The organism is Flavobacterium praedii, assembly GCF_026810365.1.
GTDB classification, from domain to species: Bacteria; Bacteroidota; Bacteroidia; order Flavobacteriales; family Flavobacteriaceae; genus Flavobacterium; species Flavobacterium praedii.
In genome coordinates this window covers 2,058,386-2,071,955 of sequence record NZ_CP113948.1, presented here as the reverse complement: position 1 = coordinate 2,071,955, position 13,570 = coordinate 2,058,386, and the positions used below count along the sequence as shown (strand labels likewise).

Genomic DNA, 13,570 nt, shown 5'->3' with positions numbered 1-13,570 from the left:
TTGTTTATTGGGTAAAAGTAAAAAGATAAAATCCAAATTCAAAAGTAAAATGCAAAAATTAAATTTCAAATTATAATTCAGACTATTCTGTCCTTTGGATGCCGCTGTTTGATATGAATTCCGTTTAAAAAAATACTTTATAATAAAAGCAACGAGCCTTTCGTTATAGAAACAGATTAAATATATTTGAACATTAAATAAAAATAACAATGCGTAAACTTTCTGGACTTTTTTTATTGCTTTTTTTTGTTCAATTAACGTCCCTTTATTCTCAACAATCTTCGATAAATACCTATTCTTTAAAAGATTTTGATAAAGCGCTTTCTTTATACGAAGACAAGCAATATGCATCGGCGCAAATTCTTTTTAAACAAGTTGAAAAAACTGCAACAACTGATGGTCTACAATCAGATTGTGCCTATTATATTGCCAATTGTGCCATTCGTACCGAACAGGAAAATGCCGAAGAACTTATCAATGCTTTTGTAGAAAATTATCCTGCCAGTCGAAAACAAAATCAGGCTTTCATTGACGTAGCTTACTATTATTTTGATCATGGGGATTATAAACCAGCACTGGAATGGTTTGATAAAGTTGATGAAAGCGTATTAGTAGAAAGCAATCGGGATAAATTTAATTTTCAAAAAGGCTACACTTATTTTAATGCTAAAAAAATTCAAGAAGCAAAAAGATATTTTAGTAAAGTAACTAAGTCTGAAGAATACGGAACCCAAAGCAAATACTATATGGGTTTCATGGCTTATGAATCGGATGATTATACCGAGGCCAACAAGCAATTTGATCAAGTTTCCGGTAATCAAAAATATGCTGAAAAATTATCCTATTTCAAATCGGATATGAGTTTCAAATCGGGCGATTTTCAAAAAGCCATTGATTTAGGAATCAAAGCAATGCCAAATTCAACCCTTGAGGAAAAATCAGAATTAAATAAAATCATTGGCGAAAGCTACTTTAATTTAAAACAATACGACAAAGCAATTCCTTATTTAGTAGCCTATAAAGGAAAAAAAGGAAAATGGAGCAATACCGATTTTTATCAATTGGGATATGCCTATTATGTTCAAAAAGACTACGAAAATGCTATTTCACAATTCAATAAAATTATTGAGGGGAACGACTTTATATCCCAAAATGCCTATTACCATTTGGGTGAAAGTTATTTGGAATCGGGAAAAAAACAACAGGCTTTGAATGCTTTTAAGAATGCTTCCGAAATGAATTTTAACTTAAAATTGCAAGAAGACGCCAGTTTTAATTATGCTAAATTGAGCTACGAAATTGGGAATTCCTATCAAAGTGTACCTGAAGTGTTGTTGGGTTTCATCGCTAAATATCCAACGAATCCAAATAACGATGTAATTGAAAAACTGTTGATTGATTCTTATATTTCATCCAAAAATTATAAAGAAGCTTTGGTTTTATTAGAAAAAAACAAAACCCCAGAAAATAGAATTGTTTATCAAAAAGTGGTTTTTTATAGAGGCTTAGAATTGTATAATGAGGGAAATTATAACGAGTCATTGTCATTGTTTGAAAAAGCCGTAAAAGAATCAAAGGAAGCTACTATTACTACCCGAGCTACTTTTTGGAAAGCAGAATCCCAATACAATTTAGATGATTTTAAAGAAGCTTTGTTGAGTTATCAGCAGTTTTTAGATTTGGCAAAAGCCAAAGAAACGGTTGAATTTAAAAACATCAATTATAATATTGCTTACGCCAATTTCAAGTTGAAAGAATACGATTCTGCTGGAAATTCTTTTCAAAATCAGATTGATAATAATAAAATAGATAAATTTCGACTGAATGATTCTTACTTGCGTTTGGCTGATTGCCGATTTGTAACAACCAAATATCAATCTGCTTTAGATGCTTATATAAAGGTAATAGAATCCAAAAGTGTAGACGCTGATTATGCTTATTTTCAAAAAGCGCTTTGTTATGGATTTCTTTCCAAGAACAGCAAAAAAATTGAAGAACTCAATGCGTTTTTGACATTGTATCCAAAATCAGATTACCAAGACGATGTTTTGTTTGAATTAGGAAATACGTATGTAGCCGAAAACAAACAAGATTTGGCTATAAAAGCCTATGATAAATTAGTGAATAGCTTCAAAAACAGTTCGTACACTTCAAGGGCTATTTTGCGTCAAGGATTGATTTATTATAATTCAGATCGTGATGATTTGGCTATAACTAAGTTTAAAAAAGTAGCTTCTGATTTCCCTAAAACACCTGAAGCATATGAAGCAGTATCAACCGCTCGACTAATTTATGTTGACAATGGAAAAGTAGATGAATATGCTACTTGGGTACGCACATTGGATTTTGTAGCCGTTACCGATTTGGACTTAGACAATGATACTTTTGAAGCTGCCGAAAAACAATTAGAATTAAATAATACCAAGCAGGCTATTTCAGGATACAGTAATTATGTTACTAAATTTTCAAACGGTGTTCATATTCTTAAGGCTAATTTTCAGTTGGCACAATTGTACTACGGAGAAGGCTCAGAAAGTAAATCGGTTCCGAATTATGAATATGTTATTGCTCAACCTCGATGTGAATATACAGAACAATCCTTGGTTCGATTGACTCAGATATTTTTGAAAGATAAAAATTGTGACAAAGCAATTCCAAATTTAGTTCGATTAGAAAAGGAAGCTGATTTTGCCCAAAATAAAACATTTGCACAAGCCAATTTGATGAAATGTTATTATGAGACAAATGATTATTCCAATTCGGTGGTGTATGCCGATAAAGTTTTGGCCAATCCCAAAGCAGAGGAAAATGTAAAAAGCGATGCTCAGATTATTGTTGCCCGTTCTGCCATGCAATCGGGTGATGAAGCCAAAGCCAAAGTTGCCTACGCAAAATTACTTACGGTAAGCAAAGGCGAATTGGCCGCGGAAGCTTTGTATTATGACGCTTACTTTAAAAACAAAGACGGAAAATTTGAGATTTCGAATGCCGCAATACAGAAATTAGCCAAAAACTATTCGAGTTACCGCTATTTTGGTGCCAAAGGTTTGATTCTAATGGCGAAAAACTATTACGGATTGAAAGACAGTTATCAAGCGACTTATGTTTTAGAAAATGTAATCGAAAATTTCACGGATTATTCGGATGTGGTGGAAGAAGCTAAAACCGAATTGAATAGAATAAAACTAGAAGAGTCTAAAACAAATTCATCAATAACAAAATAGAAAATACAATGATAATACCTTTTTATATAGTTGATGTTTTTGCAGAGAAAAAATATGCTGGAAATCAATTGGCCGTTTTTAGGGATTCAGATGGTTTGAGTACGGAAGAGATGCAAAAAATAGCGCGCGAAATTAATTTTGCCGAAAGTACTTTTATAACTCAGATTCAACCTGAAAAGAATTGCGCAACTATAAGGATTTTTACTCCTGCTCAGGAAATGCAGTTTGCAGGTCACCCTATTATTGGGACTTCGTGGGTTTTGATGAATAAAATGAGTGAAAATCAAGTTCAGCATTTTACATTGTCAGTTCCAATTGGTGAAATTCCAATTCAGCAATCAGAAGATTTAGTTTGGTTGCAATCAGCTCAGCCTCGTTTTTTGGATATTTTTTCAAAATCCGATTTTTTATCTTTTAGTAATTTAAACCTTTCTGATTTTGATGATACATTTTCTATTCAAGAAGTAACTACTGGAAGTGCATTCGTAATTGTTCCTTTGAATAGTATAAAGGCTTTAGAAAGTTTACGTTTTGAATTGAGTGAAATGAATGAATGGTTACAGTGGCATTGCAAAACGAACCATAGAGCATTGTATTTTTATTGTTTTGAAAAAGGAAATCTTTACAGTAGAATGTTTTGCATAGAGCACAATCAATTGATTGAAGATGCAGCCACTGGGAGTGCAAGTACTTGTTTGCAAGCCTATCTTTTGAAATACCATTCACCTGAAATTAAAATGGTTAATCATCAAGGAGACTTTATTAATAGACCTTCTAGGATTTATTTTGAAGGGAAATTGTCCGAGGGAAATTTTGATATAAAGATTGGTGGAAAAACGCAATTTATTGCAAAAGGAGAATGGGAAGTGTAGAGGAGAGGGCAGAGAATAGAGGTTAGAAATTAGAAATTAGAAGTCAGAAAATAGAGAAAAAACAAAGATGATAATCAAAAACATAAAAGCATTCGTAAATAAGCAATCTAGGTTCTCGGGAAGAGTCGGGGTTTTTCTTTTGCTATTTTCTCAATTTTCATTTGCCCAAGACAAAAAAGATAATATTGGAACAGAGGTAGTAAATGTGGTAAAGCCTTTTACTCCAACAATTTCTGATGCTTTCAAAGTAAAAGAAGTTCCCGTAATTACAACGGATGAAAACGCAAAAAAAGAGATTGTGAAATACTCTATTTTGCCTTTTCCAGTGGCATCCACTTTTTCTCCTTCCAAAGGAAATGCGCAAGGGGTTGAAAAGACAAAACAAGATCGTTTATTCAAAAATTATGCAACTCTTGGTGTTGGAAATTACGGTGCTTTGAACGCTGAATTGTATATTACCGAAGACCTTAATAATAATGAATATGTAGGTGGGATGTTTCGACATAATTCTTCTCAAGGCGGAATAAAAGGAGTAAATCTTGCCGATTCATTTTATGATACCAAAATCGATTTGATTTATGGGTCTAATGAGCAACAAATGAATTGGAATGTAAAGTTGGGTTATCAAAATCAAATTTACAATTGGTATGGTTTACCTTCTGGTTTTGGAAATTCATTAACGCTTCCAGAGAGTATGGCATTAGTAAATGGTATTAATCCACAACAATCGTACAATACGATTACGGCTGGGGGAAATCTTGCGTTTGAAGAAGGAATTGTAAAAGAGGCTAATCTTGAGCTTACTCATTTTACAGATGCTTTTAGTTCTAGTGAGAATCGTTTTTTGCTAACACCAACATTTAAATTTGACGTGATGGACGAAGCTATAAAAACCAAATTAATAGTTGATTACCTTGATGGCAGTTTTAAGAAAAATTATCTAGAAACCAATACTGCAGACATTAATTATGGTTTTACTAATTTGGGCATAGTGCCCAGTTTTGTAATGAAAAGAGATGATTGGACGATTGATATTGGTGCAGGCTTGTTGTACAGTATGGGAAAGGAAAATAATACCAACAAATTTTATATCTATCCATCGGTGACTGCTTCCTATAAAATAGTGGGTGATTTGATGATATTTTATGCGAGTGCAATTGGGAATTTACAGCAAAATACTTATAATAGTTTTGTGGATGGAAATCCATTCGTGTCGCCTACATTATATATTAAACCAACAAATGAATTGTATGATGTTCACGCAGGATTAAAAGGAAAATTAGCCAGTACGGTAAGTTATGATATAAAAGCGTCATATATATATGATGAAAATAAAGCATTATTCAAAAGTAATGACTACAATGAAAATGACACGAATGCCAATTATGCTTTCGGAAATTCATTTCAGGTAATTTACGATGATATGAAAATAATGCGTTTATACGGAGAAATAAAAGCGGATTTAATGAAAGGAGTAACTGTCGAAGCCGATGCAACGATGAGCAGTTATACCAATAAAACACAATCAGAAGCTTGGAATTTACCAGAGCTTCAATTCAATTCTAAAGTTGATTTCGCCGTTACCGACAAATGGTTCGCTGGGATCAATTTGTTTTACGTAGGTGAACGAAAAGATCAACAGTTGAATACAGACATTGTTTATGTTACTGCTCCGGGATCAATAACTTTAGACGGTTATTTTGATTTGAATGCCAATGTGAGATTCAAATACAGTGAACGATTTACCACTTTTTTAAAAGTAAATAACATTATGAATAATGGATATCAAAAATGGTTGAATTATCCTGTTCAAGGTTTTCAAGTAATGTTGGGAGGAAATTATAAATTTGATTTCTAAAGTAAATTAACCGCAAAGTTCGCAAAGAATTACGCAAAGGGCGCTATGTTTCTTTGTCTTTTTTTGAGGTTAAACATACATGGAAACGGTATTTATGGACTTTTTTATTAAATTTTAAATTAGCTTTGCGAACCTTGCGTACTTCTTTGCGTACTTTGCGGTTAAACTTTTTTTATGACTTTCAAACAAAAAATATACCAACAATACCATCAATTAGTTCAAGACAGAATCGATGTTTTCAAAGACATGATTGTAGCTTTGACCGAAGATTCAAAGAATGATGCCAAAGGTTCGGCAGGGGATAAGCATGAGACCGCGTTGTCGATGATGCATATTGAACAAGAAAAACTCAATACAAAACTCAAAGAAGTATTGACGCAAAAAGCAGTCTTGGATAAAATAGACGCTTCTATAATTGCTGAAACTATTGTTTTAGGAAGTTTGGTCAAAGCCAATGGGATTTATTTGTACCTGAGTCTTGCACTTCCAAAAATTAATATCGATGGAGTCAATGTTATTGCTTTGTCTCCACAATCTCCTTTAGGAAATAAATTAATGGGGAACCAAATTGGATTCAGTTTTGAAATTAACACTACTACATATATAATAGACGAAATTTTATAGTTTAATTCATTTTATAATTTATCGTTTATTGAAGCTCTTTCTTTATATTAGCTTCAATAATTAAACTTTTTATTATGAAGAGAATTTCTCCCCTCCTTTTTTTGATTTTTTTGATTTCCTGTAATCAAAACAATAAAATTACTGTAGATACTATTATTACGAATGCTACTATTTATACTGTAAACAAGGATTTTGATAAAGCTTCGGCTATGGCAATTCAATCGGGTAAAATTGTAGCAATTGGTTCCGATGATGAAATCGCAAAAGCCTATGATTCCAAAAATACTATTGATGCAAAAGGGAAATTTATCTACCCTGGTTTGTATGATGCACATTGTCATTTCTATAGTTATGGACTGAGCCTGCAAGAAGTCGATTTAAGAGGAACTAAAAGCATGTCGGAAGTTATCGATCGAATAAAGAAATTTCAGAAAGAAAAAAATCCTGATTTTATTGTTGGAAACGGATGGGATCAAAACGATTGGCAAGTGGCCCAATTTCCAACCAAAGAAGATTTAGATGCAGCTTTTCCAACTATTCCTGTGGTTTTAAATCGCATCGATGGTCATGCTATTGTTGTAAATACTGTGGCTTTGAAATTGGCAGGAATTACAAAAAGACAAAAGCCGTTGGTGGCGAAATTGTTTTAGAAAATGGAGAACCGACAGGTGTTTTAATTGATAACCCGATGGAATTGGTTTTTAAAATAATACCGAAGCCCAATCGTAAAAAACAAATTGCCGCATTATTGGATGCGGAAAAAGTGATGTTTCAATACGGGTTGACAACTGTTAATGATGCGGGTTTAGATCCTGATATTATTAATTTAATGGATAGTCTGCAAAAAGCAAAAGCGCTACAAATTAATATTTATGCCATGATTACGGCTAATCAAAAGAATATTGATTTGTATCTAAAAAAAGGAATTTACAAAACAGACAATTTAAATGTATGTTCTTTTAAAATGTATGGAGATGGAGCATTGGGTTCTCGAGGTGCTTGTTTGCACAAACCCTATTCGGATAGCCCAAAAAAATATGGGGCGATGCTTTCTTCTGTGGAAGAATTAAAAAATACGGCCAAGCAAATTGCCAATTCCCCTTTTCAGTTGAATTCGCATGCTATCGGAGATTCTGCCAATACGGCGTTATTGAAAATATATAAAGAAGTATTGACTGGTAAAAAAGACCGAAGATGGAAAATTGAGCATGCGCAAGTAATACAGGAAGCCGATTTCGATTATTTTAAAACCGGAATTATTCCATCTGTTCAGCCAACACATGCTAAGTCTGATATGTATTGGGCAGGGGAGCGATTGGGGATAGAAAGATTAAAAAATGCGTATGCTTATAAAAAATTACTTCAAAAGGCCGGTATTGTTGCTTTAGGCACCGACTTTCCTATTGAGGAGGTTAATCCAATGCTCACTTTTCATGCCGCTGTGGTGAGAAAGGACAGCAAGAATTATCCAACGGCAGGTTTTCAGATGGAAAATGCTTTGACTAGAGAAGAAACACTTAGAGGAATGACCATTTGGGCAGCTTTTTCCAATTTTGAAGAAAAAGAAAAAGGAAGTCTTGAGGTGGGTAAATGGGCTGATTTTGTTCTGTTTGATCAGGATTTGATGAAAATTGATGAAAAGCAAATGGTAAAATTAAAACCGAGTCAGGTGTTTTTGAAAGGAGTAAAAGTGAAATAATTTTTGAAGGTATAAAATTTTAGCTTTATAGGTTAAAAATAATTACACTCATCTGGTTATTTGTTATATTTTTTTATCATTCTGTCGGTTCATTTCACAATAGTGCTACAAAATACATTTAATTCTAACATAATGTTAAATAGTAAGGTTCTTTAACTGAAAACTATCGAAATCATTGAAAAAAATGGGATTCCCAAATAAAACTTTTGTAAATTCGCCACCTTAAAAGTTTGATTTTAAAACGAAATAAAATTATGAGCAAAACGATGACAGTCGACATATTGTCGAGTATTAAAGGAGCACAGCCTTCCGAGAGCGTGAACAAATTATTTGATGTAATTAAAAATGCACTTCCTTCAAATAACAATACTGCAAATAATGTCAATCGTAATTGTGTGTCTGTAAATAATTTAAGAGAAGATGTTGTGATAGAGAGTTCGGCTATTGAGAAACAAATAATTTTGGAAAACTTCCCGAACAAGAAAAATGGTTTTTTAGTAGTTGCTAAAGTTATAGAAGGATAAAAAATGGATTCTCAGATAAAAAAAATACACCAACAATTGGTGTCAAAACAAATAACTTGTACGGCTTTGGTACAAGAAAAATTAGACTTACTTAAACAAAATACCTATAATTCAGTAAATTCTTTGTTAGATACTTTGGCTTTAGATTTAGCTGCTAAAGTAGATGCTAAAATTGCAAATGGAGAAACAATAGGTTTGTTAGAAGGAATTCCTTTTGGAATTAAAGATGTATATATGTTGCAGGGAACTTACGCTACTGCAAGTTCTGATTTGTTAAAAAATTATAAATCGCCTTACACTGCTACTGCAATTCAAAAATTATTGGACGCTGGCGCTATACCATTAGTAAAAGAAAACTGTGATAGTTTTGGTCATGGTTCTTCTAGCGAAAACACGATTTTTGGTGCTGTAAAAAACGCAATTGATCCAACATTGGTTGCAGGAGGTTCAAGCGGAGGATCTGCTGTAAACGTAGCAAAAGAATATTCTGCGTTTTCAATTGGTGGAGATACCGGAGGTTCGATTCGTCAGCCTGCTGGATACAATCATATTTATGGTTTCAAACCAACCTACGGAAGAATTTCCAGATTTGGTCTTATGGCTTATGCATCTTCTACAGATTGCGTTGGTCCATTGGCTAAATCAATTGAGGATATCCGAATTGTGTTAAACGTAATGAGCGGGAAAGATCCAAAAGATCAAACTTCAATTACTTCAACAGAAATTAGTGAAGATGCAATAAAATCCCTTTCAGAGTTTAAAACTCTGAAAGGGTTGGGTAAAATTGGGTATTTTAAAAACTTTATTGAAAGTGATGCGATTGATGCTCAAATAAAAGCTGATTTCTTAGCTACTATCGAAAAACTGAAAGCCAAAGGAATTGCAGTAAAAGAATTGGATTTCTTTAAATCTGATATTTTAGTTTCAACGTATTATACGTTGGCAATGGCTGAAACGGCTTCTAATTTATCTCGTTTAGACGGAACCAATTATGGAAACCGTATCGAAGCAGAGAATTTAATTGAAACCTACGCTGTGACCCGTTCTGAAAACTTTTCAGAAGAAACAAAACGTAGAATTGTAGGTGGAAACCAAGTATTGTCACAAGGTTTTTCGGATGAAATATATTTAAAAGGATTGGCTTTAAGAGACCAAATTTCTGAAAACTTCAGTAAAGATTTTCAAGAAGTTGATATTATTTTATCGCCAGTTACACCAAGTACTCCTCCTAAAATTGGAGACAGTTTAAAAGATCCTTTGGCGATGTATTTATCGGATGCCTATACGGTTGGTTTTAGTTTGGGACAATTGCCAACTTTAACGGTACCGCAAGGAACAAGCACCGGATTGCAAATTACTGCAGCAAAAAATAATGATGAATTAGTATTGAAGTTTGCTAACTTCTTAAAAGAATTGATATAATGGAATTGGAGCAATTAACAGCGGCGATAAAAGCCCACGATTTAGAATTGGTAATAGGACTGGAAACACACGTTCGATTGAATACCAAAACCAAGTTGTTTTGTTCTTGTCCAAATCAAGAAATAGAAACACCTAACGAAAATATATGTTCTGTTTGTACGGGGCAAATGGGCGTTTTACCGGCCTTAAATAAAGAAGCAATTACAAAGGCGATTTATTTTGGAAAAGCGGTTGGTTCTTCATTTAGTAATGAAGTGATCTCATGGGATAGAAAGCATTACGAATATCCAGACAATCCAAAGAATATTCAAATTACGCAATTTCATAATCCGATAATTCCTGATGGACACGTATCTTGTTACCGAAATGATGGTACTCAGTTTACTGTGAATTTAACTCAGGTTCATATTGAAGAAGATGCTGCAAAATTGATGCACGAAAAGAAAATTTCGTTAGTTGATTTTAACAAAGCAGGTGTTCCGTTGATCGAAATTGTTACAGAACCTTGTATTCGTAATATTGAAGATGCTTCGACCTATGCTCAGTACATTCAGCGTATTGTACAAAACTTAGGAATCTCTGAAGCGAATTTGGAAAAAGGAGAATTCAAATCGGATGTTTCGGTGTCTTTACGTAAAAAACACAGTTACGAATTAAATCCAAGAACGGAAATCAAAAACTTGAACTCGTTTAAGTTTATGGTGGAAGCATTGAAAGAAGAAGTGGAGAAACAATTTAATTACTATATTGAAAATAAAGAGTTTCGACCAGATCAAACTACGGTGTTGTGGGATGCAGATTTAAAGCAAACCAAAGTAATGCGTAAAAAAGAATTTGAAGCCGATTACCGTTTTATTTCGGAACCGGATTTGCCTTTTGTAAATATTAAAAGTGAAATTGAAGCTATTAAAGTCGATACTAGCGCTTTGCCTTATGCTGTTGAGTCTATTTTAATTAATGGAGGCGTTTTACCGCAAGACGCTAAGTTTTTTACGGCAGATAAGTTGCGTTCGCAAATATTTGTAGAAATAAATAATGAAATTAAAGATCCTTCGTTTGTTGCTAAAACTTTGGCGAACAATATTAAGGCAGAAGATTACTCGGAAATCCATAGTATTGCCCATTTAACGGATATTTTTAAATTATTTAAAGCTGAAAAAATTACGGCAGTTTTAGTTCAAAATGCGATTACAGGTTATTTGAAAGATCGAACTTTTGACTACAACAAGTACTTTGAAGAAAATACCATTTCGGAAGATAAAGTACAAGAAGTTATTGCTAAAGTAATTTCAGAAAATGAGGCTGTTGCCAATGATATTAAAGCTGGAGACCAAGGAAAAGCGGGTATTTTAGTTGGTAAAGTTTTAGGAATTATTGGAAAAGGAGCGAATGGTAAAGTAATTCGTCAGATTATTTTAGATAAATTGGGTGCTGCCGCTATTTTAGAGAAGAAAGAAGCCTCCGAAAAAGTTTCCAAAGAAATTATTGCAGAAAATAAAGAAAGTCAAGAAGAATCGCTTCCTGAAATTCCTATTATTATAAAGGATACGTATAGAACACATAAAATTTCACAATTATCCGAAGAAAACATCCAGCAAGAAGTGATTTTGTCTGGTTGGGTTGCCAGTGTTCGTGACCACGGAGAATTGATGTTTATTGATTTGCGTGATTCCAGTTATGAAATTTTTCAAGTGCGAATCAGCAGGGAATCATTCCCTAATATAGATGAGTTGGTGAAATTAAAACCGGAATCGGTAATTTCAGTGACAGGTAAAGTAGTAGGTCGTAATGAAGATGATTATAATGCAGGATTGCGTACTGGTAAAATAGAATTGGAAACTTCAGTATTAGAGATTTTAAACTTATCGAAGACGTTACCTTTTGAAATCAAGAGAGCGGCAAAAACAAACGAAGCAATTCGTTTTCAATACAAGTTCTTAGATCATAGAAATGAAGAAGTGCGACGAGCAATCGTAAACCGTCATAAAGTAATTAAATTATTGCGTGACATTTTGGATGAAGAAGAATTTTTAGAAATTGAAACCCCAATTTTAAGTGCAGGAACCGATGAAGGTGCACGAGAATTTATTGTTCCTACACGTAAACAAGCTGGTTTCTTTTATACTTTGCCGCAAGCGCCGCAACAGTTCAAACAAATGTTGATGGTGAGTGGGTATGAAAAGTATTTCCAAATTGCGCGTTGTTTTAGAGATGAAGATTCTCGTGGAGATCGTCAACCGGAATTTACACAATTGGATATGGAAATGGCCTATGCGAGTATGCAACAGATTATAGATTTAAACACAAAAATGTTTAATGAAGTAGTGAAGAAAATATATGGCAATAAGTGGATTTTACGTCCTTTTGAAGTAATTACATACAAAGACGCGATGGATTTCTACGGTTGTGATAGACCCGATTTACGTTACGGCTTAAAGATGCAAGACATTACCCATATTGTAAAAGATACCACTTTTCAAGTATTTAGTAAGCCTATTGAAGACGGTGGAATTGTAAAATGTATTAAAGTCTCGGCCAAAGAGCAAGGAAACAAGCGTATGTCTAAAGGGCAGATCGAAAACCTAACCGCTATTGCTCAACAGCACGGCTTAGGCGGATTGGCTTATATTATTGTGAATGAGGATGAATTGCAATCGCCAATTATTAAGTTTTTAGGTGAAGATATTGCGGCTGGAATTATAAAAGCAACTGACGCACAAGTTGGGGATATTGTTTTCTTTTCAGCAGCAGATTACGCCACTGCCAACAAAGCTTTGGATGCTGTTCGTCAAGAAATGGGTAAAATATTGCACTTAATTAATCCGAAGGAATTATGTCCAGCTTGGGTAATTGATTTTCCAATGTTTGAAAGAACAGATGAGGGTAGATGGACTTTTACGCACAATCCATTCTCGATGCCTGCGATTTATGATTTGCAAAAGCACATGAAAGGGGATGATGACGAAATTGGAACCATTATAGCGCAACAATACGATATAATCTTAAACGGTTACGAAATTGGAGGAGGATCAGTTCGTGCGCATAAATCGGAAATTCTGGAAGCGACATATAGAAATATGGGCTACAACAAAGAAGAGATGATGAAAAGTGTAGGAACGATGCATAAAGCTTTTCAATACGGCGCACCGCCACACGGAGGAATTGCTTGGGGAATTGACCGTTTAATGATGATTTTAGAGAAAAAAGCATCCATTAGAGAAGTGATGGCTTTCCCGAAAACTGGAACTAGCGAAGATTTATTATTTGGTGCGCCCTCACTTTTATCTGATAAAAAGGTAGAAGAAATGAATGTTCGAATAATTAGAAATTAATTTTAATAAATAATG

7 protein-coding genes and 1 pseudogene are annotated in these 13,570 nt (G+C 33.8%); all 8 read left to right on the top strand.

Translation table 11 applies throughout. The features are described 5' to 3' along the window. Positions 1–209: 209 nt before the first annotated feature. The 8 genes and pseudogenes from OYT91_RS08740 (at position 210) to gatB/aspS (ending at position 13,555) form a co-directional block, all read left to right on the top strand. On the top strand, positions 210–3,224 hold the full coding sequence (locus tag OYT91_RS08740) for a tetratricopeptide repeat protein (RefSeq protein ID WP_281240339.1): 3,015 nt from the start codon (positions 210–212) through the stop codon (positions 3,222–3,224). A gap of 8 nt (positions 3,225–3,232) precedes the next feature. Further along, positions 3,233–4,096, top strand: coding sequence for a PhzF family protein (locus OYT91_RS08735; protein ID WP_281240338.1), 864 nt, complete (start codon positions 3,233–3,235; stop codon positions 4,094–4,096). Positions 4,097–4,163: 67 nt separating this feature from the next. Beyond that, positions 4,164–5,954, top strand: coding sequence for a TonB-dependent receptor (locus OYT91_RS08730; RefSeq protein ID WP_281240337.1), 1,791 nt, complete (start codon positions 4,164–4,166; stop codon positions 5,952–5,954). 174 nt (positions 5,955–6,128) lie between these two features. Next, the gene (locus OYT91_RS08725) at positions 6,129–6,578 is read left to right on the top strand and encodes a hypothetical protein (RefSeq protein WP_281240336.1); all 450 of its coding nucleotides are present in this window, start codon (positions 6,129–6,131) and stop codon (positions 6,576–6,578) included. Between the two features lie 74 nt (positions 6,579–6,652). Continuing rightward, a pseudogene (locus OYT91_RS08720) lies at positions 6,653–8,277 on the top strand (amidohydrolase). Between the two features lie 254 nt (positions 8,278–8,531). Next, on the top strand, positions 8,532–8,801 hold the full coding sequence (locus tag OYT91_RS08715; RefSeq protein WP_264565168.1) for an Asp-tRNA(Asn)/Glu-tRNA(Gln) amidotransferase subunit GatC: 270 nt from the start codon (positions 8,532–8,534) through the stop codon (positions 8,799–8,801). 3 nt (positions 8,802–8,804) lie between these two features. Beyond that, the gene (locus OYT91_RS08710; RefSeq protein ID WP_281240335.1) at positions 8,805–10,223 is read left to right on the top strand and encodes an amidase; all 1,419 of its coding nucleotides are present in this window, start codon (positions 8,805–8,807) and stop codon (positions 10,221–10,223) included. Further along, positions 10,223–13,555, top strand: a complete 3,333-nt coding sequence (gene gatB/aspS, locus OYT91_RS08705) for a bifunctional amidotransferase subunit GatB/aspartate--tRNA ligase AspS (RefSeq protein ID WP_281240334.1) — start codon at positions 10,223–10,225, stop codon at positions 13,553–13,555. Before OYT91_RS08710 ends, gatB/aspS begins: the two co-directional genes overlap by 1 nt. Positions 13,556–13,570 lie beyond the last annotated feature (15 nt).